A 21252-nucleotide genomic window follows, 5' to 3' on the forward strand; every position below is an offset into this window, starting at 1 on the left:
GCCACCTGTTCCGGCGGTATCCCGGGAGGGCCGGTCATGTCGTATTCCCAGCAGCCACTGGAGATCGAGACGGCGGGAGTATCGCTGGAAGGGGATCTCCTGCTTCCCGAGGCCCCGGCGGGCATCGTGGTCTTCGCCCACGGCAGCGGCAGCAGCCGCTTCAGCGTGCGCAATCGCCAGGTGGCGCGTCACCTGGCCGAGCAGGGGCTCGCCACCCTGCTGTTCGACCTGCTGACGCCGGAAGAGAGCCTGATCGACGAGCGCACCCGCGCCTTGCGCTTCGATATCGAGCTGATCGGCTCCCGCATGAGCGGGGCGGTGGACTGGGTGGCCGAGGCGTCACAGGCCCGGGGGCTGGCGATCGGCCTCTTCGGTGCCAGTACCGGGGCCGCCGCGGCGCTGATCGCCGCCGCCGAGCGGCCCGCGCGGGTGAGCGCGGTGGTCTCCCGCGGAGGGCGTCCCGACCTCGCCGGCGACCACCTGCCGCGGGTACGGGCACCGACCCTGCTGCTGGTCGGCGGGCGAGACACCCAGGTGATCGCGCTGAACGAAGCCGCCATGGCGCGCATGACGGCGCCCTGCGAGTTGCTGATCGTGCCCGGGGCCACCCACCTCTTCGAGGAGCCCGGAACCCTGGAGATGGTCGAGGCGCGGGCCGCCCGCTGGTTCCTGGATCATCTCGGGGCGGGCCGACCGGGATGACGGCGCTTCAGTCGCTGGTCATGACCCGGTTCCTGCCCCCGTGCTTGGCGGCATAGAGGCCCTGGTCGGCGCGGGCGATCAGGGTGTCGCGCGCCTCGCCGATGCGGTGCTCGGCAAGCCCGATGCTGACGGTGACGCGCCCCGGGCCGGGGCCGAAGTCGTGCGCCGCGATGCGCTCGCAGAGACGCCGGGCCAGGGTCTGGCAGGGGCCGATGGGGGTCAGCGGCAGCAGCAGGGCGAACTCCTCGCCGCCCAGGCGGGCCACCAGGTCCTCCTCGCGCAGCGACCTGCGACACAGCCCGGCCAGGTCGCGCAGTACCTGATCGCCCTGGAGGTGGCCCCAGGTGTCGTTGATCGACTTGAAGTGATCCAGGTCGAGCATCATCAGCGACAGGGGCGTGGCGTGACGGTTGCTCAGGGAGATCTCCTCGTCGAGCCGATCGATCAGCTTGCGGCGGTTGGCCAGTCCGGTAAGGTCGTCGGTGTCGGAGAGGCGGCGCAGGCGCGCCTCCTCGGCGACCTGCTCGGAGATGTCGAGCATCATGCCGTGCCAGAGCACGTCATCGTCGACCCGTCGTGGCTGGGCCCGCACGGCGATCCAGCTGTGCCGGCCACCCATCAGCCGCAGGCGGAACTTGGTGGTGATGGGGGTCATCCAGCGTGCCGAGCGCTCGATGGCGGCCATCAGCCTCGGATAGTCGGCATCGTCGAGTCGTGCCAGCGCCGGCCTGGCGTCCTCGGCCAGCAGCCGACGGTCGATGCCGGTCAGGCGGGTACCGCTGCCGGCCAGGTAGGGGAAGTGCATGCTGCCGTCCGGCGCACGCTGTAACTGGAAGATGACCCCGGGCAACTGCTCGGTCAGCTCGGCCATGGCTCCACTGTGCCTCTTTCCCCCACCCGGCATGACGTCTTCGAAGGGCATGCGGGTGTCCTTGTGTTCCTGCTGCGTACAGGTGGTGTTCTTCTCGCGGGCGCTGAGCGCCTCTAATCAAGCGTTCTATGATACGCCGAGTCGCCGGAGCGTCGCATCCTGCCTCGGTTGTAGGAGATCGCCTACAAGCTGGGAGGGGCATGCCCGGGATCGATGTCTCTCACCGCTGGGCATCATACCCCTCGGGCGGCTTCGGCAGTAGGCCAGGGGGCACGGCTGCGGGTCGCTAGCGCGGCGCGTCGTACCGCCCGGGACGCCCGCGGGAGAAGACCACCTGCCACAGCTGCAGGTCGCGCGAGCGGAAGGCGCCGGCGCAGACCGAGAGGCCATAGGGTAAGCCGGAACATGCGCCGATGGCGCATGTTCCCCGGACTCAGCGCGGCGCGTCGTAGCGCCCGGGACGCCCCCGGGAGTAGACCACTTGCCAGAGCTGCATATGGCGCGCCCGAAAGGCGCCGGCGCACACCGAGAGGTAGTAGCGGAACATGCGCCGGGTGCGCTCGTTGTAGTGCTGGGCGATCTCGTGCCAGTGGGTGTCGAAATTCGCCAGCCACGCCATCAGGGTGTGATCGTAGTCGGGGCCGAAGTTCTGCCAGTCCTCCATCATCAGGTGCACCGGTTCACTGGCCTTGGCGATATGCATGGCCGAGGGGAGCACCCCGTTGGGGAAGATGTACTTGTTGAACCAGGGATCGGCGCTCACCTTGGAGCGGTTGGAGCCGATGGTGTGGAGCAGGAAGAGGCCGTCCTCGGCCAGCAGCCGTGCCACGGTGCGGAAGTAGGTGGCGTAGTTGCGGTGGCCGACGTGCTCGAACATGCCGATGGAGACGATGCGGTCGTAGTGGCCCTCCAACTCGCGGTAGTCCTGGAGCCGGATCTCCACCGGCAGCCCGGCGCAGCGCTGGCGTGCCAGTTGCGCCTGCTCCCGGGAGATGGTGATGCCGGTGACCTCGACCCCGTGGTGGCGTGCGGCGTGCTCGGCGAAGCTGCCCCAGCCGCAGCCGATGTCGAGCACCCGCATGCCCGGGGCGAGTTCGAGCTTGCGGCAGGCCAGTTCCAGCTTGGCGAGTTGCGCCTGGTGCAGGTTGGCCGCGTCCTTCCAGTAGCCGCAGGAGTAGCACATGGTGGGGTCCAGCATGCGCTCGAACAGGTCGTTGCCCATGTCGTAGTGGGCCTCGGCGACGATATAGGCGCGGGCCTTGCTCTGCAGGTTGAAGAAACCCGACTGCAGGCGGTACATCAGCCGCTCGGAAGGCGTGCGAGCGTGTCCGCCGAGCCCGTGGCGCAGCAGCCGGCAGACCATCTCGTCGATCCTGTCGCACTCCCACCAGCCGTCCATGTACGCCTCTCCCAGGCCCAGCGTGCCCTGGTGCAGCACGCGGGAAAAGAAGTCGGGATGGAAGATGCGGATGTCGTGGGGTGCCTCGCCGTTGAGGGTCACGCCGGAGCCGTCGAGCAATTTCTCGACGACATGCCGGGCACGGGTGTCGGGCAGGGCTAGGGGGCCGATGCGGGGATCACTGGTCATGGAGTCCTCCTGGTCCAGCAGGATCGAGGGTCATCGCAGGGCTGGCGGCAATGCTCGTGTCGTGCATCATCGGGTCTGTCCGATTAGCCTTGAGCATAGACCAGCCTGAAAATGCCGGGAAATCCGTACGATCCAACGCTGGATCGTTTCCGTGACGAGGAGGAATCGCCAGGATGCATGTCATCATCGATCTCTGCGTGGTGCCACTGGGGGTGGGTGTTTCGGTGTCACCACAGATCGCCGCCTGCCAGCGGGTGATCCAGGCCTCGGGCCTCGAGCACCGCATGCATGCCTATGGCACCAACATCGAGGGGCCCTGGGACGAGGTCATGGCGGTGGTCAAGCGCTGTCACGAGGTGGTGCACGAGATGGGCGCGCCGCGCATCACCACCACCCTCAAGCTCGGCACCCGCATCGATCGCGAGCAGCACATGGACGACAAGGTCGAGAGCGTGGAGACCCTGCTGCGCGATGACCCGGCGAACGATTCCTGACGCCCAGGCGGTCGGGAGTTGGTCGCCGACGTTGGCGGAGCCTGCGGGGGCTACCCCATAGGGGCGGTCTCGGCGCCTTTTTCTCCGAACGTGCTGCCATCGTCGCGATAGTCGCGGTCATCCGTCGTCGAGGGGAGCCAGCCACTGGCGGGCCGTGGCCAGCAGGTGAGAGGTCAGGGCGTCCAGGGTCCGGCCGCCGTGGCGCCAGTGGTGCCAGTAGAGGGGAACCTCGACGTGGCGGCCGGGATCCAGGTCGACGAGTCGTCCCTCCTCCAGCTCCCGGGTGACCTGCTGTTCGGGAATCAGTCCGTAGCCCATGCCCGCCAGGGCCAAGCGTACGAAGCCTTCGGAAGAGGGGCAGAGGTGGTGGGGGAAGGCCTCCCGGAAGCCGTGCAGGGCCAGGTAGCGGTGCTGCAGGCGGTCGTCGGGACCATAGACGATGACGGGGGCGGTCCTGAACGCCTCGGGGCTCGGCCCACGGGGGAAGTGGCGGGCCAGGTAGGCGGGGCTCGCCAGGGCCCGGTAGCGCATGCTGCCCAGCGGATGCACGCGGGCCCCCTGCACTGGCTGGGGCGTGGCGCAGATACAGCCGGCCACCTCGCCATCACGCATCCGTTTCAGGGCCACGTCCTGATCCTCCACCAGCAATTCCATCAGTATGGGCGGCCTGGCGCAGAACTCACTGACGGCCGGCGCCCACCAGGTGGCCAGGCTGTCGGCGTTGATGGCGAGGCGCAGCCGCTGCTTGCTCTCGCCCAGGGCCGGGACCTGTTCGAGCAGGTCGTGCTCGAGCCACTGGACCTGTCGGGCATGCTCGAGCAGGCGCCGCCCGAGCGCGGTGGGGGCCAGGCGGGGCGCACGCACCAGCACCGGTTGGCCCAGCCGTGCCTCCAGCAGCTTGATGCGTTGTGACACGGCGGACTGCGTCAGGCCCAGGTGCCGGGCGCCGCGTTCGAACCCCTGCTGGTCCACCACGGCGGCCAGGGCGGCGAGCAGCTTGTAGTCGAGCATCGATAATGTTTATCCCATAGTCATTGAATTAATTTCCCTGATAAAAGAGTCAAGCCCAGAATGGCCCTCCATGACAAGCGGAGGGAGAGGGAGAGTGCTGACGTCCATCGTCTACGGCTGGTTGGTGAGTGGTGGCCTGATCATCGCCATCGGGGCCCAGAATGCCTTCGTCCTGGGGCAGGGGTTGCGCCGGGAACACGGCTGGCTGGTGGCCGGGGTGTGCGCCGGCTGCGATGGCCTGCTGATCGCCCTGGGGATCCTCGGGGCGGGGGCGCTGCTGGCCGAACAGGCGGGGCTGATGCTGCTGGCCCGCTGGGGTGGCGCCCTGTTCCTGGCCTGGCAGGCCTGGCTGGCACTGTGCCGGGTTCGTCGCCCAAGGGGCCTGGTCGCCGATGGAGGTGCGCCGGGGTCGCCCGGGCGGGCGCTGCTGGCGACCCTGGCGGTGACCCTTCTCAATCCCCAGGTCTATCTCGAGACCCTCGTCGTGCTGGGCTCCCTCGGGGCCATGCAGCCGAGCCCGGGAGGCTTCCTGTTCGGCGCGAGCCTGGCTTCGCTGGGCTGGTTCTTCGGTCTGGTGGCGGCCGCCGGCTGGCTGGCGCCCCGCCTGGTAAGCCGGCGGGCCTGGCAGGTCGTCGATGGCGTGACCGCGCTGGTCATGGCCGGGGTCGCCGGGCGGCTGGCCAGTGGGGGCATGATCGGCTGAGGGCACGGGAGTACAACGGCTGTAAATCTTTCGTTACGCCGTGTCAGGGATTCTCGCCACCCGTCGGGCGGGAACAGCCGGGGCGAGCGACATGTAACGAAAATTTGACGGTCGCACCCCGGCGAGAGGCTGAAACGGGGGCAGGAAGCGGGCCATGGAGCGTTCCGGGCCGGGGAGGAGGGCACTAGGCTGGGGGCACATCGAGGCGACAGGCCCTGCAATACAACATTCCCGGAGGAGATCATGAACGCACCCGCCCAGACCCGGAGCACCATCAGCAAGACGAACCCCATCGGCACCAACGGCTTCGAGTTCGTCGAGTACACCGCGCCGACCGCCGAGGGCATCGAGGCGCTGCGCGCGCTGTTCACTCGGATGGGCTTCACCGAGACTCGCAAGCATCGTTCCAAGCAGGTCACGCTATTCCAGCAGGAAGGCGTCAACTTCGTGCTCAACGCCGAGCCGGGCAGCCACGCCGCCGAGTTCGGTCGCGTGCACGGTCCGAGTGCCTGTGCCATGGCCTGGAAGGTGGCCGATGCCCGTCAGGCCTTCGACTACGCCGTGGCACACGGCGCCGAGCCGGTGGAGAACCCGGTGGGCCCCGGCGAGGTGGGCATCCCCGCCGTGAAGGGTATCGGCGGCTCGCTGCTCTACTTCGTCGATCCCAAGGTCGACGACGAGGGGCGCACCATCTACGACATCGACTTCGAGCCGATTCCCGGCCGCGGTGCCAACGACCACAGCGTGGGCCTCAAGGTGCTCGATCACCTGACCCACAACGTCGACCGTGGCCAGATGGACGCCTGGGCCGACTTCTACACCCGGATCGCCAACTTCCGCGAGATTCGCTACTTCGACATCAAGGGCAAGAAGACCGGGCTGCACTCCCGGGCCATGACCGCGCCCTGCGGCAAGATGCACATCCCGATCAACGAGTCCGCCGACGACAACTCCCAGATCGCCGAATTCCTGCGCCAGTACAACGGCGAGGGGATCCAGCACCTGGCCATGGCCACCGACGACATCTACGCCACCGTGCGGGCGCTTCGGGCCAATGGCGTCACCTTCCTGACCACCCCGGACACCTACTACGAGAAGGTCGACCAGCGAGTGCCGAACCACGAGGAGAACGTCGAGGAGCTGCGCGAGCTGAGCCTGCTGATCGATGGCGGCCCCGACCAGGGGGTGCTGCTGCAGATCTTCACCGAGACGGTGATCGGCCCGATCTTCTTCGAGATCATCCAGCGCAAGGGCAACGACGGCTTCGGCGAGGGCAACTTCAAGGCGCTGTTCGAATCCATCGAGGAGGACCAGATTCGACGCGGCGTGCTCAAGGACGATTGATCCCGTGGCCCCGCCCCTGCGCCCCTTCCGGGCGGGGCTTGCGGCTTGGGCTCATGAGCAGGATCAACCCCTGTTCATCTGCCATCTCACAATAAAATCCGTCACAATGAGTGGTCCATGCCGATCATTCATCGAGTCGGGTGACAACAATACCCTCTGCTTCCCCTGGTGAGACATGACAAGATCCCAACAACCTCGTGCCCAGTGGCTCGGCCGCTGGGGCTTCATGCTGGCGGCTACCGGCTCCGCCGTCGGCTTGGGCAACATCTGGAAGTTTCCCTACATCACCGGCGAGTTCGGCGGTGGTGCCTTCGTGCTGGTCTACCTGGGCTGTATCCTGGCGGTCGGGGTACCGGTGATGATGACCGAGATCGCCTTCGGGCGGCGCGGCCGCGGCAGCCCCATCGACGCCATACGCCGCGTGGCCGCCGACTCCGGCGGAGCCTCCGCCTGGTCGCTGCTGGGCTGGATGGCCATGCTCTGCGGCTTCATGATCCTCTCCTTCTACGTGGTGGTGGCCGGCTGGTCCTTCGCCTACCTGTGGAAGATGCTCGGCGGCGGCCTCGCCGGTTCCAGCGTCGACGAGATGGCGGCGCTCTTCGGCGCCAACAACGAGAGCCCCCTCAATCTGGGCTTCTGGAGCACCCTGGTCACCGTGGCCACCATGGCCATCGTCGGCAAGGGCGTCCAGGCCGGCATCGAGAAGAGTGTCAGCTGGATGATGCCCGGCATGGTGGTCATGCTGGCCGTGCTGATCGGCTATGGGGTCTTCTCCGGTGGCTTCGGTGAGGCGGTGCGCTTCCTGTTCTCCTTCGACGCCGGCAGCCTCTCCAGCGAAGGCATGCTGGCCGCCCTGGGCCATGCCTTCTTCACCCTGTCGCTGGCCTCCGGGGCCATCCTCACCTATGGCAGCTACCTGCCGGGGCGTGCCTCCATCGCCCGTACCACCCTGAGCGTGGCCGTGGCCGACACCCTGGTGGCGCTGATGGCGGGCCTGGCGATCTTCCCGGTGATCTTCGCCAACGGCATGAGCCCGGGCAGCGGACCGGGGCTGATCTTCATGAGCCTGCCGCTGGCCTTCCAGGCCATGCCGCTGGGTACCCTGTTCGGCATCCTGTTCTTCGTGATGCTCTCCATGGCCGCACTGACCTCGTCGATTTCCATGGTCGAGGCCACCGTCTCCTGGCTGTGCGACAACAAGGGCGTCTCGCGCCGTGCGGCGGCCTGGGGCACCGGTATCGTGCTGTGGCTGGTGAGCACCCTGGCGATGCTGTCGTTCAACCTGGGGGCCGACTGGACCCTGGCCGGCAAGCACTTCTTCGGCTGGCTGGACTACCTCACCTCGCGCTGGATGATGCCGCTCGGCGGCCTGGGCATGGTGCTGCTCGCCGGCTTCGTGCTGAAGAGCGAGGCCTTCCGCGACGAGCTGGGGCTGTCGCCGCGCTGGCATGCCCTCTGGTTGTTCATGGTGCGCTACGTCAGCCCGCTGGGCATCCTGGTGATCTTCGTCGACGCGCTGGGCATCGCCCGCATCGAGTTCGGCGCCCACTGGCCCTGGCTGCTGGCCGTGCTGGTGGCGGTGACCCTGGTCGGCGAGCTGACGAGCCCCCGCCTGCGTCGGGCCCTGGGCGGCTGATCTCCCGCGCGCCATGATGCTCCCGTCTCGCCCCCGCCCGTGCGGGGGCGAGACGTTTGCGGGTGGCACCGTGGCCCCCAATTCATTACTTTATGGCATATGTGGCCGATTGAATCAGGAGTGAAGGGTATATGAGCGTCGATCATGATCCGCGAGACGACCAGCACGATCCCGCCGGGTCTCCCTCCCGGGGCCGGGTCAGCCTGGTGGGGGCGGGCCCCGGTGACCCGGAGCTGCTGACCCTCAAGGCGCTCAAGCGGCTGCAGGCGGCCGAGGTGATCCTCCACGACCGGCTGGTCAGCGAGGAGGTCCTGGCCCTGGCCAACCCCGCCGCGCGGCGTCTCTATGTCGGCAAGGCGCGCTCGGACCACAGCTTGCCCCAGGAGGGGATCAACCAGGCGCTCCTCGACTGGGCGCGCTCGGGCAAGCGGGTGGTGCGCCTGAAGGGCGGCGATCCCTTCATCTTCGGGCGAGGCGGCGAGGAACTCGAGGCCCTGGTGGCCGAGGGCGTCGAGGTGGAGGTGGTGCCCGGCATTACCGCGGCCTCGGGCTGTGCCGCCTATGCCGGCATCCCGCTGACCCACCGCGACCATGCCCAGTCGGTGCGCTTCGTTACCGGCCATCTCAAGAACGGCAGCACGAACCTGGATTGGCCGGCCCTGGCCAGCCCCGGCCAGACCCTGGTCTTCTACATGGGGCTGCACGGCCTGGCGGAGATCCGTCGCCAGCTGGTCGCCCATGGCCTGTCGCCCGAGACCCCCCTGGCGCTGATCGAGCAGGGCACCACGGCTCGCCAGCGAGTGCATCGCGGCACCCTGGGGTGGATGCCGGACTCCCTGGGCGACATCCTGCGACCGCCGACGCTGATCATCGTCGGCGGCGTGGTGGCGCTCCACGACCGCCTGGCCTGGTTCGATGGCCAGCTGGCAGAGAGCCGCGGCTGGGATACCGGCAAACGGTAACCGCCTTGCATGACGGGCCGGGCATGCGACAATATCCGCCCGATTTGCCGAGCCTTCGCCATGTCATCCCGTCACCGCATCGTCATTGCCGATATCGTCACCGCCGAGGCCCGTGATCCCGGGAGCGCACGCCGACCGCCCCCCGCCTTCCGCCTGACGATGCTGCTGCTGGCGGTCGTGCTGTTGGTCGGCTGTGCCGGTCGCGGTGGCCACCAGGCCGGCGTCGAGGCGCCGGCCGGCTGGACCGGCGAGCAGGGGCAGGCCTCCTACTACGCCGACCGCTACCATGGCCGGCGCACCGCCAGCGGCGAGCACTACGACCGGGAGGCGTTGACCGCCGCGCACCGCACCCTGCCGTTCGGCACCCGGGTGCGGGTGACCCACCTGGGCAATGGTCGCGAGACCGTGGTGCGCATCAACGACCGCGGTCCCTTCGTCGGGGGGCGGGTCATCGATCTGTCGCGCCGTGCCGCCGAGGAACTCGGCATGGTGCGTAGCGGCACGGCAGCGGTACGGCTCAGCCCGGCACGGTGACGCCACCGACGCTGTCCACCCGCGCCCGCGGGGCGGTCAGGGGTGAGGCCGGGGCCGGCCCGACCAGCGTTGATATTCCCGCGTCCAGCGGGCCAGCAGCGCCTCGCGCTTGAGGTCGTCGAGCGTGGCCAGCAGGCCCGGCCCCAGGCGGATCGGGCGCAGGGCGTCGCCGAGGCGGGTGCGCAACTCGCGTGCCGTGCCGGGGCCTTCCAGCGCCGGATGCACCGCGCCCAGCGATGTCTGTTCGCTGATCACCCCTTGCCCCGTCTCGCTGAGCAGATAGTCGAGAAAGCGTCGTGCCGCTTCGGGATGCGGCGCCTCGCGGGGAATGAAGGCCAGGCGCTGGGTGACCAGGGCGTAGTCGCGCGGGATCACCATCTCCAGTTGCGGATGAGCGGCGACGAAATCACTGGCGTAGCTGCCCAGCAGGTTGTAGCCGATCAGATAGCGTCCCTCCGCCAGGCCCTCGAGCATCTCCCCCGTGGTGCCGACCAGTTCCGCATCGACGCCGCCCAGGGCGGCGACCAGGTCCCAGTAGCGCGGCGACAGACGCACCTCTTCGATGGCGTAGGTGTAGCCGGCACCGCTGCGTGCCGGGTCGTAGGTCACCACGCGCCCGCGTAGCGCCTGGTGCCGGGTTTCCAGCAGATTCAGCAGGTCGGCGTGGCTGGTGATGGCCCCGAAGCGTTCGGCCAGCTCGCGGCGGTAGACGATGACGATCGGCTCGAAGGTGAGGCCGAACAGCTCCCGGCGCCAGCGTGCCCAGTCCGGCCAGGCCTCGGCGCTTGCTGTCCTCAGCGGCTGGGCATGGCCGTCGTTGGCCAGCCGGTACTGCCAGGGCATGGCCGAGGAGATCACCAGGTCGGCCTTGTCCTCGTCGTCATCGAGGAAGCGACGATGCAGCTCGAGGGTGGTGAAGTTGCGGTAGTGCAGCTCGAAGTGCGGATGGCGCCGGTGGAAGTCTTCCAGCACCGGCTTGACGTATGGCAGGTCCAGCGCGCCATGGACGATCAGCGAGAGCGGCGGCTCGCCATCGCTTGGCGCGGCGGGGAAGTGCAGCCTCTCGTCGGCCAGCCCCGGCAGGCTGAGCCATGCCAGGCACAGCAGCAGGCACAGTGACTTGGTCATTGGTGGTCCCTCAGGAAGCGCAGCGTCACGCGCAGGCCCTTGCCGTCCCGGGCATCGTTCAGGACCAGGCGTGCCCGGTGAGTGCGGGCGATGCCGTCCACGATGGCCAGGCCCAGCCCCGAGCCTTCGACACCGTCGCGGCCACGGTAGAAGGGGCGCAACACCATCAAGCGTTGCTCCGCGGGAATGCCCGGGCCGTCGTCTTCCACCTCCAGGGTGGCGGGGGCATCCAGGACCCGCACCGTGATGCGTCTGGCGCCGTAGCGTCGGGCATTGTCGATCAGGTTGCTCAGCGCTTCCTCGAGCTGCCAGTCGATGCCGTCGATCATGACCGGCCCGGCGGTGGTCTCGACGCCGATATCGATGCCGTCGCGATGGCACACGCTCAGGGCGCTGCGCGTCGCCGTGCGGGCGATCTCGTTGAGGTCCAGGCGTTGCAGCTCGGGGGTCGCCTCGGGGTTGTTGAGGCGGGTCAGCGACAGCAGCTGCACCGCCAGGCGAGCGGTGCTGGCGCTGGTGGACTGCATGGCCCGCAAGGCGTCGTGCCAGGCACGGGGATCGTCCTGGCGCAGGGCCAGCTCGGCGCGGGCGGAGAGGCCGGCCAGGGGCGTGCGCAACTGGTGGGAGGCATCGCCGATGAAGCGTTCCTGGTTGGCCCGCACCCGACGCATGCGCGCCAGCAGCTCGTTGAGCGTCTCGCGCAGTTCGGCGAGTTCGCGTGGCAAGGGCAGTTCCAGCGGCGCCAGGGTGCGTGGATCGCGCGCCCGAATGGCGCGGCGCAGCCGGGTCAGCGGCGCCAGGGCGGAGCGCACCGCCAGCAGTACCACGATCACCGCCAGCCCCGCCATGGCGGCGATGTAGGCCAGGTTGCCGCGAAACAGGGCGAGTGTCAGTGCCTGGCGTCCCTCGCGGGTATGGGCCACCCGTACCTCGAAGCGTTCGCGCAGGCTCCAGTCTTCCAGGCGGGTGCGGCGAATGCCCTGGCGCAGGGCCAGGTCACGCCAACCGACATTGCGATAGTACAGGGTGTCGACTGCCTCGCTGTCGCCGCGCGGGTCGCCGGGCAGTCGGGCGTTGCCGGTGATGAAGTGGCCATCGCCGTCGAACAAGGCGTAGAACACCCGCTCCTCGGCGCTGGTGGCGAGCATCTCCAGGGCCGCCGGCGGAAGGTCGAGCCACAGCCGTTCGTTCTGCCACTGGACCTGTTCGGCGATGGCCAGCGTGGCGGCCTCCAGCAGGCGATCGAAGGCGCGATCGGCGGTCCGTCGGGCGTCCAGGTAGGCCAGCACCAGCATCAGGGTGCCCAGCACCAGCAGCGGCAGCAACAGCCAGGCCAGCAGGCGGCGGTAGAGGCTGCCCTGGTCGCTCATGGCGCCTCCAGCAGATAACCCAGCCCACGCACGGTGCGCACCTCCACCCGGCTGCCGGCGAGCCGGCGGCGCAGGCGATGGATGTAGACCTCGATGGCATTGTCGCCCATGGCGTCACCGGCGAAGGCTTCCTCGGCGAGTCGCGCCTTGTCCACCGGTTCACCGGCATGGCGCATCAGGCAGCTCAGCAGACGCTGTTCGCGTGGCGGCAGGCTGAGCGGCGTGCCGTCCAGCGTGAAGCGCTGGGTCAGGGCGTCGAAGGCCAGTTCACCCACTTGCAGGCTGTGCCCGCGGGCCTGGCGACGCAGCAGGGCGCGCACCCGGGCCTCGAGCTCGTCCAGGGCGAAGGGCTTGGCCAGGTAGTCGTCGGCGCCCAGGTCGAGCCCGCGCACGCGGTCTTCGATGGCGCCGCGGGCGGTGAGGATCAGTACCGGGGTCTCGCTGTCCTGATGACGCAGGGTGGCGAGGATCTCCAGGCCGCTGCAGCCGGGCAGGTTGAGATCCAGCAGGATCAGGTCATGGCCGTGGTTGGGGGCGGCAAGGCACTGCCGTGCGGCGATGCCGTCGGCGATGGCGGTGACCCGATGGCCCTCTTGCCGCAGGGCATCGCCGAGCGTCTCCGCGAGCAGGGTGTCGTCCTCGATCAGCAGGAGTTTCATTGCGTGCCTCGTGCGGCGTCATCGGCCGGCCGTCGCGCGAGTTCGGTCACGGCGGCATCGAGATGGTGCATGGCCTCGTCCCGGGGCAGGCGCCCGGCAGGACCGGAGAGGCTCAGCCAGAGCGGCAAGCCGTCGGACCCGGCCTCCAGTGACCGGCATAGCATGAAGCCGCCGGGGAGTTCCAGCGCGGGCTCATCGTCGTTGGCCACCGCCCAGCGCATGCCGGGCCGCAGGTCGTGACGCAGGCTCGCCTCGGGCAGCGTGACCAGGCGGCATTCGGCATGGCCCATGCCGACCTCGAGCAGGGCGGCGGTCTCGCCGCTTTGCTCGGCCAGGGTATCCAGTACCGGCTGTATCCAGGCGGCCAGCTGGCGGCTGGGCAGGTGGCGCCGTGACAGGCGCATCGGCGTGTGGCCGAGCCGATAACGCCCGTCCTGGCCGCGCTGCACATAGTCATAACGCTCGAGCGAGGCCAGCAGTCGCAACAGGGTGCTCTTGTAGAAGCCAGTGACCTGCGCCAGGTCGGCCAGCGTGAAGTGGTCCTGGGGAGAGTCGAAGGCCTCGAGCACCGTCAGCGCTCGTTCCACGGCCTCGACGCGGTCCTGTGCCATGTGATGACGATGTCTCCTTGGTGGGTGAAGGGATGTTCAACTTTGGTCGCAATAGGGAGCTTTGGCGTTGACGTACCCCGACGGGATGCCTAACTTTCCATCGTGAGGAACGTAGTTCTGCCTTACAGAACTGTAAGGTAGGCGATCACCTCCGACAAGTCAACCAAGGATCCGTCCCGGATCGCCCAACGAGGGGAATACAACAATGTCCACCAGAACGCCACTCAAGCTATTCGCCATCGCCGCCGTGACCCTGAGCGCGGGAAGCGCCACGGCCTTCGAGCCCCAGGGCAAGGTGGAGTGCATCGCGCCGTCTGATCCCGGTGGCGGCTGGGACTTCACCTGCCGCAGCGTCGGCAATGTGCTCCAGGATCTCGACCTGGTATCGGGTAACGTTCAGACCATCAACATGGCCGGCGCCGGTGGTGGCGTGGCCTATGGCCATACCATCAGCAAGCGTGCCGGCGACGATCATCTGCTGGTGGCGGCTTCCACGGCCACGACGACCCGCCTGGCCCAGGGCCAGTTCCCTGACATGACCGCCGACATGGTCAACTGGATCGGGGCGCTGGGCGCCGACTACGGGATCATCGCCGTGTCGGCCGATTCCGAGTACGAGGATCTGAATGATGTGATGGACGCCCTCAAGGAAGACCCGCGCAGCGTCAAGTTCGCCGGCGGCAGCGCCAAGGGCGGCTGGGATCATCTCAAGGTGTTGATCGCGGCACAGGAAGCCGGGATCGAGAACCTGCCACGCATCGCTTACCTGTCGTACAACAACGGTGGCGAGGCCCTGACCCAGGTGATCGGCGGTCACGTCGAGGCGTTTACCGGCGATATCACCGAGGCGCAGGGCTTCATGGAGTCCGGTGATCTCAAGGTGCTCGCGGTGCTCTCCGAGGAGCGTCTGCCCGGCGAGTTCGCGGATATCCCGACCGCCAGGGAGCAGGGTATCGATGCCCTGGGGCCCAACTGGCGCGGCTTCTATATGCCGGCGGACATCTCCGACGAGGCCAAGCAGTACTGGGTCGATGCCATGGACACCATCTATGAAAGCGAGGAGTGGCAGGGCGTCATGAAACAGAACGGTCTGATGCCTTTCCACATGAGCGCCGGCGAATTCGAGACCTTCGTCAAGGAGCAGATCGAAGATATCGAACAGCTCTCCAAGGATATCGGGCTGATTCAATAATGACTTACAACGACCGCATCTTCGGGATATTGATGATCGTCCTGGCCGTCGCGTACGGCTGGGGCACCACCCAGTTTCCCGAACCGTTTGGTGGGACCGAAGCCGTCGGACCCGAGACCTTTCCACGCCTGCTGGCCGTCGTGCTGGGGCTTTCCAGCCTGTATATGGTCGTGCGGCCGGACCCGGATAACGCCTGGCCATGGAGTCGTACCGGCATCGAGCTGATCGTCGCCGTGGTGGTACTGGTGCTCTATTCGATGTTACTGCAGCCGCTGGGCTTCATCATCAGCACGACTCTGGCCGTGGGCACCCTGTGCTGGCGCATGGGATCGCGTCCGGTCAAGGCCTACGTCACCGGGGCGATTTCCGGGGTAGTCGTGTACCTGGTGTTCAACTTCGCCCTCGACCTTGCCTTGCCGCTGGGCTTGCTCTCGTTCCTGGAGGTGAGCTGATGGAGACTCTTGGCTTCTTGATGGATGGGTTCGGCGTCGCCCTGGCGCCGCACAACCTGATGTTTGCGCTGATCGGGGCCTTTCTCGGCACCCTGATCGGGGCGCTGCCGGGCCTGGGGCCGGCCAACGGGGTGGCGATCCTGATCCCGCTGGCCTTCACCCTGGGACTGGCCCCGGAAACCGCCATGATCATGCTGACCTCGGTCTATGCCGGGGCCATGTATGGCGGGCGCATTTCCTCGATACTGCTCAATATCCCCGGTGACGAACCGGCGATGATGACCTGTCTCGATGGCTATCCCATGGCCCAGCAGGGCAAGGCCTCCGAGGCGCTGGCCATCTCCGCCGTGGCCTCCTTCATGGGCAGCTTGATTGCCACCATCGGGCTGATCCTGTTGGCGCCGCTACTGGCCGATTTCGCCCTGACCTTCGGGCCTGCCGAGTACTTCGCGCTGTTCCTGCTGGCCTTTGCCACCCTGGGGGGCATCACTGGCAAGAATCCCATGAAGACGGTGGTGGCGGCGGCCATCGGCCTGATGATCGCCACGGTCGGCATCGATTCCACCGGCGTGCAGCGCTTTACCTTCGGTACCCTGGAGCTTTACGAGGGCGTGGACTTCATCATCGCCATCGTCGGTCTATTTGCCATTTCCGAACTGCTGTTCTTCATCGAGGAGAAGGCAGGTGGTGGCAAGGAAGAGATGAAGGTCAACAAGCTCACGCTGAAATGGAAGGATATCCGCGAGATCCTGCCTACCAGCTTTCGCGGTGGGTTGCTGGGGTTCGTCGCCGGGGTGCTGCCGGGTGCCGGTGCCTCTCTGGGTAGTTTCATCAGCTATACCCTGGAAAAGCGTGTGCTGGGCAAGAAAGGCTATTTCGGAAAGGGCGATCCGCGTGGTGTGGCCGCCCCCGAGGCCGGCAATAACGGCGCCTCCAGCGGCGCCCTGGTGCCCATGCTGACGCTGGGTGTGCCGGGTAGCGGCACCACGGCGGTGCTATTGGCACTGTTGATCTCGCTGAACATCACCCCTGGGCCGCTGATGTTCACCCAGAACGCCGACGTCGTCTGGGGCGTGATTGCCGCACTGTTGATCGGTAACTTCCTGCTGCTGATCCTGAACATTCCGCTGGTGGGGATCTTCGTCAAGCTGCTGTCGGTACCGCCGATGTACCTGTTGCCGATCGTCACCATGATCGCCTTCGTGGGCATCTACTCGATCAGCAACACCACCTTCGATCTCTACTTCATGGTGGCGTTCGGCGTCGCCGGCTACTTCCTGCGCAAGCTGGAGATCCCGATGGTGCCGGTCATCCTCGGTCTGTTGCTGGGACCGGAGATGGAGAAAAACCTGCGCCACGCCATGGATATCTCCGATGGTGACTGGACCATCCTGTGGGACAGCGGCCTGGCCATCGGCCTGTGGGTGTTCGCCGGGCTGGGGTTGATCCTGCCCTATATCGTCGGGCCCATCCTGCGTCAGCGAATGAAAGCCACACCCGACTCGGGCAGTCCCGAGAGCGACTGAGAGTTCTCCCTTACAGTGACTTGTCGATTCCGGCAAGCATACAGAGCTCAGCCAACGATTCGGGGTGTCAATTTGAGACACCCCTTTTTTTCCATCATCCATGGCTCGCTGTGTTCGACGGGAGGGTCTCGAGTTGGAAACTCGGTGGAATTCAGCAGGCTTACATAACCATAACGACAGCTGAATGATCCTCTCTTAACAGCGGCCTTGTCATTAGCCGTAGACCGAAGTGGAAGACGTCAGGAAAGCAAGTGGAACTAGCGGTTTTGTCTTTGTCGTTTGCTTGAATCTTTCACCGGAAAACAGAGATTAATTGGAGAAAATAATATGCAGCTCACCGGAATGCTCTACGGGGAAAAACTCCTCAATCATGTCGGGTTTCCGACCTCCGAAGTTCTTGGACCCGATGCGACTGAGGATCAGATTCAGGATTTGATCACTCGCCACGGTCTGATCTTCATAAAGCCACTGTTCCGCGGTGGCGTTGGCAAGAAGGGCAAGGCGGGGCTTATCGGCAAGGCGAGCGATCTTCGCACCGCCCTGGCCGAAAAGGAGCGGCTCTATTTTGCCGAGCACCGCCACGGCAATGCCTATGCCAAGGCGAACGGGGTGACATTCGAGGCCGGTGTGCCGGCCGAACACGAGGTCTATTTTGCCATCTCTGACGATAGCCGCTTCCGGGCGCCGACCATGACGCTGACCCACCGTGGCGGCGTCGATATCGAGGAGTTGGACACCTCCGAGATCTCCACCGTGCCTTTCGAGGCGCTGACGGGCCTCAAGGCCTTCGTGGTGGCCAATGCGCTGAGCGACATCGGTGCGCCCAAGGAGATCATCTCGCCACTGGTCCAGCACCTGCCCAAGCTCTGGGAGTTGATGCATCACTATGGCATGACCACGCTGGAACTGAACCCCATCCGCATGCGCCCCGGGCGTGACGGCCGGCTGATGCCGATCGCCTGCGATTTCAAGTGTGGCTTTGATCGCGACGATCCCCGGGTGAGTCGATTGGGGCTGCCCGAACAGATATTCGCCGCCGATGTATCGGCTTTCGAGCAGGAAGTGAACCGGCTTCGTACCCACCAGGGCCAGTCGGATGTCTTTGTGATCAACGACAAGGGCACCATTCTGGCGCCAACCTTCGGCGGCGGCGCCAATAGCCTGGTGACCGAGGTGCTGGGCGACGCCGCGATCATCTCTTCGGATTTCGGTGGCAATCCGCCCTACGAAAAGATGAAGTCGGTCGCCGCGATCTGCTACCGCCATTTCCTTGCCCAGACCAATGTGCTGTTCATCATCGGGGGGAAGTCGAACAACACGGATATCCTCGAAACCTTCCGGGGCATGGGCGACGCGCTGCGCGAGCATTTCGCTGAGTACGGGCCGACTCCCCTCTATGTCGTCGTCGGGCGTGGCGGGCCGAACCTGGTACGCGGCATGGGCAACCTCGGCGACACGCTGGACAGCCTTGGTGTGCCCTACCGCTTCTTCGGCTTCGACAGTGCAATCTCGGAAGTGGTGAACTACGCCAAGAATCTCGATCTGTGGATGCGTGACGGAGGCCGTGACGAGATCGCCCGGCATCTGGGCATCAAGACACCGGCTTAAGGGGAGAAGAACCATGTATCTTCAGGGTATTGCGGATTTTCCATACTATCTCGGCATTCGCTCACTGGCCGATGTGGCGAGGCGCGAGGATCGCGTCTGTGTTCTCAACATCATGGGCGGGGAGTCACGCACGGTCACCCCGGTGAGTCATGCCTACTCGGGGGGCAACGTGGTCTTCGGTACCTCGCCGGGGCGTGCCGGACAGACGCTCAAGACTCCCGTGGGCGACATTCCGGTGTTCAACAACGTGCGCGAGGGCCTGGATGCGGGGCACACCTTCAATGTGGGTGTCATCTACCTCCCGCCCCCCAGCGTGCGCGATGGGGTGGCGGAGCTCATTCGTGTCAACGATGCTCTGGAAAAGATCGTCATCATTACCGAAAAGATTGCCGTACACGATGCGCGAGAGATCCGCGCGATGGGGCAGGCCAATGGCGTCGATATCATCGGCGGCAATTGCCTCGGTGTGGCCGACAGCTGGAATCATGTCCGCATCGGCGGGGCGCTCGGTGGCGACAGTCCCGAGGAGTCCCTGCGCAAGGGCTCGGTCGCGATCTTCTCGAATTCGGGGGGCTTCACCACCACCATCGCGCAGTACCTCGCGACCGAAGGCTGGGGCACCACAACGCTCGTCTCGAGCGGAAAGGACGTCTATATCCATTACAACGCACGTGACTTCTCCCATGCGCTGGTGAACGACGACCGCTCGAAAGCCGCAGTGCTCTATGTCGAACCGGGTGGCTATCACGAGCACGGCGTCGATTTCGGCAAGCCGACGGTTGCCTGTGTCGTCGGCCGCTGGAAGTCGAAGCTCACCCGTGCCGTCGGCCATGCCGGTGCGATGGCCGGCTCGGGCGACCGGGCGGAAGACAAGGAGGGCTGGTTGATGGAAGCCTTCGGGGTTGACGGCCTCTACACGCCCGACAACCCGGTGGTCTCGGCCAAGGGCGCGGTGGTGACCAATATCGCCGACATCCCCATGGCACTGACCGCGGTGATGAAGCTGAACGGCGTTTCGCCCGATTTCGCCTCGACGGGCAGCCTCGCGCTCAAGCCCTGGATCGCCAACGACCAGGGCCTGGCGCTGCCACCCGAACTTGCCATGCCCCCGGTGACGCCGAGAGAGCCCTATGCGACCCAGCTCGCCGTGCTCAAGCGCCAGGTTGGCGCGGTGATCGCCCGCCAGACCATGAAGGACAAATCCGGTGCTTCGGTGATGGACCCCACCACCCAGGTTACCAGCGTGCACGGCTTTTCGGTGCTCGACCTTGCGCTCGATCCGCTGGAGGCCAACTTCGCACTGCCACTCGTCCACGAGATCGCCGGCGAGAACGACCGTGCCATGCTCGACGTGGCCGTGGCGGCGGAGGTGAACCTGGTCGGTGACCCGATTCTCGTGGCTGCCGACGCCGCGCGGGACGCGGGCAATGCGCCCAACGCTATCATGGCAGCCGCCGCCGCGATCGTCGGACCGAAGCGGGTCGAGCGCGCGTTGGCCTGCACCAGTGCGCTGATCGACCTCTTTGCGCATTCCGACCTGCGGGACGGCCGTAGCGAGGAGTTCGACACCTCGGCGATCACCATGGACGCTGCCACCCGCGCGCTCTTTCTCGCCTCCGAGGCCGAGGCCGACGACCCCCGCCCCGAGGCGATGCTCGCCGCCGTCAAGGCGCGCGGTGGCAAGTCGGTCTTCCTCGAATACCTCACCACCCTGAACGGCCGCCTCTCCCGGGATGCCATTCTCGCCGCGATCAGTCTGACCATCGCCTGGGGTCCCCTCATGCGTAAACGCATCTCGCGCCTGACCGCGGAGACGTTGCCCTGGTATTTACGCCTCTACGGCGTGATGGTCGGCGCGACGATCCCGGGTTCCCACCACCAGCCCGGTTCGCTGTGTGGCATTCCGCGCGACGAGCGCTTTGGCCAGTGGACCATGACGGACCTCTGCTTCCTCGCCATGACCGGCAAGAAGCCGACCCGCGACGAGGCGTTGCCACTCCAGATCCTCGTCGGCCTGCTGATCTCCAACGGCCCAGGCTCGATCTCGGCACAAGGCGCCAAGGGGGCAGTCGCGGCTGACGGACCGCAGACCCCTGAACGCGTGCAGATCAACAAGGCCATGGTCGGGTTTCTCACCCACACCGGCTACAGCCACGGCGGCAACGGCTTCGAGGGGATGGCTTTCCTGCTCGACCAGTTCAAGGACAAGGGGCTCAGCGATCCCACCGACCCGAGCCACGGCATCGACCTCAAGGCCATGGCCACCGACTTCGCCCGCGCCTACAAGCGTGAGAAGGCCGAGGCCAAGGAGATCGGGACCGAGGTCCGCGCCTTGCCCGGCGTCCACCACCCGATCTTCAAGGGCAAGCCGGTCAACTACGATCCACGCGAGCGCTTCATCGCGGAGTTCATGGCGAAGCGCGGCGACTACAACATCTTCCATGCCTTCTACCGCGAACTGGTGCAGGCGCTGTATGACGTGGGCGCCAGCCGCTACGTCTTCTGCGTCAACGTCGACGCGGTGATCGCGGCGCTGCTGCTCGCGCTCCTGTGGAAGGATTACAAGTCTGGCGAGCTGACCGAGCGGGACCTCGAGACGGCAGCCTTCAGCGTCTTCCTCTACGGCCGCATGATCGGCTCCGCGGCCGAGATCGATGACCACCTGAACCGGGGGCGCAACATGGACACGCGCACTCCCGCTTCGGCGTGCTTCCATGTTGTCTGATCGATCCTGGCTGACGCTGGGAGGGCCAACGCGGGCACCACGCCGTTAGTTTGCGGGTAGTCACCAGGAACGAACGAGATAAGCCACAGAAGGGGCGCCGATGCGATCGGCGCCCCGTGTTCTTTTTGTGGGCACC

General features: G+C 66.4%; 19 protein-coding genes. 12 read left to right on the top strand and 7 right to left on the bottom strand.

Going from position 1 to position 21252, the window contains the following annotated elements:
* Positions 1 to 36 precede the first annotated feature (36 nt).
* Complete coding sequence (locus MKP05_RS10220; protein WP_110283876.1) at positions 37 to 702, top strand: dienelactone hydrolase family protein; 666 nt, start codon at positions 37 to 39, stop codon at positions 700 to 702.
* Between the two features lie 7 nt (positions 703 to 709).
* Here the strand turns inward: MKP05_RS10220 and MKP05_RS10225 are convergent, their stop codons facing one another.
* On the bottom strand, positions 710 to 1573 hold the full coding sequence (locus MKP05_RS10225) for a GGDEF domain-containing protein (RefSeq protein ID WP_240568191.1): 864 nt from the start codon (positions 1571 to 1573) through the stop codon (positions 710 to 712).
* A gap of 433 nt (positions 1574 to 2006) precedes the next feature.
* A complete protein-coding gene (gene cfa / locus MKP05_RS10230; RefSeq protein ID WP_240568192.1) occupies positions 2007 to 3161 on the bottom strand; it encodes a cyclopropane fatty acyl phospholipid synthase in 1155 nt (384 codons plus the stop codon).
* A 173-nt stretch (positions 3162 to 3334) separates the two neighbouring features.
* Between cfa and MKP05_RS10235 the strand changes: the two genes are divergently transcribed.
* The gene (locus tag MKP05_RS10235; protein WP_240568193.1) at positions 3335 to 3655 is read left to right on the top strand and encodes an MTH1187 family thiamine-binding protein; all 321 of its coding nucleotides are present in this window, start codon (positions 3335 to 3337) and stop codon (positions 3653 to 3655) included.
* 117 nt (positions 3656 to 3772) lie between these two features.
* Here the strand turns inward: MKP05_RS10235 and MKP05_RS10240 are convergent, their stop codons facing one another.
* Positions 3773 to 4666 (bottom strand): LysR family transcriptional regulator ArgP, encoded by an 894-nt coding sequence (locus MKP05_RS10240; protein ID WP_240568194.1) that lies wholly within the window; start codon positions 4664 to 4666, stop codon positions 3773 to 3775.
* 94 nt (positions 4667 to 4760) lie between these two features.
* On the opposite strand from MKP05_RS10240, the gene MKP05_RS10245 reads away from it, so the two are divergent.
* From MKP05_RS10245 to MKP05_RS10265, 5 genes are all read left to right on the top strand, one after another.
* Positions 4761 to 5369: a LysE family transporter gene (locus MKP05_RS10245; protein ID WP_181422054.1), complete on the top strand. Its 609-nt coding sequence runs from the start codon at positions 4761 to 4763 to the stop codon at positions 5367 to 5369.
* A 243-nt stretch (positions 5370 to 5612) separates the two neighbouring features.
* Positions 5613 to 6713 (top strand): 4-hydroxyphenylpyruvate dioxygenase, encoded by a 1101-nt coding sequence (gene hppD, locus MKP05_RS10250; RefSeq protein ID WP_110283882.1) that lies wholly within the window; start codon positions 5613 to 5615, stop codon positions 6711 to 6713.
* A 175-nt stretch (positions 6714 to 6888) separates the two neighbouring features.
* Positions 6889 to 8349, top strand: coding sequence for a sodium-dependent transporter (locus tag MKP05_RS10255; RefSeq protein WP_240568195.1), 1461 nt, complete (start codon positions 6889 to 6891; stop codon positions 8347 to 8349).
* Positions 8350 to 8480: 131 nt separating this feature from the next.
* Positions 8481 to 9311 (top strand): uroporphyrinogen-III C-methyltransferase, encoded by an 831-nt coding sequence (gene cobA, locus MKP05_RS10260; RefSeq protein WP_240568196.1) that lies wholly within the window; start codon positions 8481 to 8483, stop codon positions 9309 to 9311.
* A 60-nt stretch (positions 9312 to 9371) separates the two neighbouring features.
* Positions 9372 to 9845, top strand: a complete 474-nt coding sequence (locus MKP05_RS10265) for a septal ring lytic transglycosylase RlpA family protein (RefSeq protein WP_439108978.1) — start codon at positions 9372 to 9374, stop codon at positions 9843 to 9845.
* Between the two features lie 36 nt (positions 9846 to 9881).
* On the opposite strand, the gene MKP05_RS10270 is transcribed toward MKP05_RS10265, so the two are convergent.
* Genes MKP05_RS10270 through MKP05_RS10285 form a run of 4 tightly spaced genes read right to left on the bottom strand, consistent with a single transcriptional unit; the run spans position 9882 to position 13613 of the window.
* A complete protein-coding gene (locus tag MKP05_RS10270) occupies positions 9882 to 10973 on the bottom strand; it encodes an ABC transporter substrate-binding protein (RefSeq protein WP_240568197.1) in 1092 nt (363 codons plus the stop codon).
* Complete coding sequence (locus MKP05_RS10275; RefSeq protein WP_240568198.1) at positions 10970 to 12343, bottom strand: sensor histidine kinase; 1374 nt, start codon at positions 12341 to 12343, stop codon at positions 10970 to 10972. Before MKP05_RS10275 ends, MKP05_RS10270 begins: the two co-directional genes overlap by 4 nt.
* On the bottom strand, positions 12340 to 13002 hold the full coding sequence (locus MKP05_RS10280) for a response regulator (protein WP_240568199.1): 663 nt from the start codon (positions 13000 to 13002) through the stop codon (positions 12340 to 12342). Before MKP05_RS10280 ends, MKP05_RS10275 begins: the two co-directional genes overlap by 4 nt.
* A complete protein-coding gene (locus MKP05_RS10285; RefSeq protein WP_240568200.1) occupies positions 12999 to 13613 on the bottom strand; it encodes a helix-turn-helix domain-containing protein in 615 nt (204 codons plus the stop codon). Before MKP05_RS10285 ends, MKP05_RS10280 begins: the two co-directional genes overlap by 4 nt.
* 205 nt (positions 13614 to 13818) lie before the next feature.
* On the opposite strand from MKP05_RS10285, the gene MKP05_RS10290 reads away from it, so the two are divergent.
* The 5 genes from MKP05_RS10290 (at position 13819) to MKP05_RS10310 (ending at position 21116) form a co-directional block, all read left to right on the top strand.
* Positions 13819 to 14805 (top strand): Bug family tripartite tricarboxylate transporter substrate binding protein, encoded by a 987-nt coding sequence (locus MKP05_RS10290; RefSeq protein ID WP_240568201.1) that lies wholly within the window; start codon positions 13819 to 13821, stop codon positions 14803 to 14805.
* A complete protein-coding gene (locus MKP05_RS10295; protein ID WP_240568202.1) occupies positions 14805 to 15257 on the top strand; it encodes a tripartite tricarboxylate transporter TctB family protein in 453 nt (150 codons plus the stop codon). Before MKP05_RS10290 ends, MKP05_RS10295 begins: the two co-directional genes overlap by 1 nt.
* Entirely contained in the window at positions 15257 to 16783 is a 1527-nt protein-coding gene (locus tag MKP05_RS10300; protein WP_240568203.1) for a tripartite tricarboxylate transporter permease, read from the top strand. Before MKP05_RS10295 ends, MKP05_RS10300 begins: the two co-directional genes overlap by 1 nt.
* 327 nt (positions 16784 to 17110) lie before the next feature.
* Positions 17111 to 18391, top strand: a complete 1281-nt coding sequence (locus MKP05_RS10305; RefSeq protein ID WP_240568204.1) for an ATP citrate lyase citrate-binding domain-containing protein — start codon at positions 17111 to 17113, stop codon at positions 18389 to 18391.
* 13 nt (positions 18392 to 18404) lie between these two features.
* Positions 18405 to 21116 (top strand): hypothetical protein, encoded by a 2712-nt coding sequence (locus MKP05_RS10310; protein WP_240568205.1) that lies wholly within the window; start codon positions 18405 to 18407, stop codon positions 21114 to 21116.
* Positions 21117 to 21252: the final 136 nt, after the last annotated feature.

It is taken from the genome of Halomonas flagellata (genome assembly GCF_022487945.1).
GTDB classification, from domain to species: Bacteria; Pseudomonadota; Gammaproteobacteria; order Pseudomonadales; family Halomonadaceae; genus Halomonas; species Halomonas flagellata.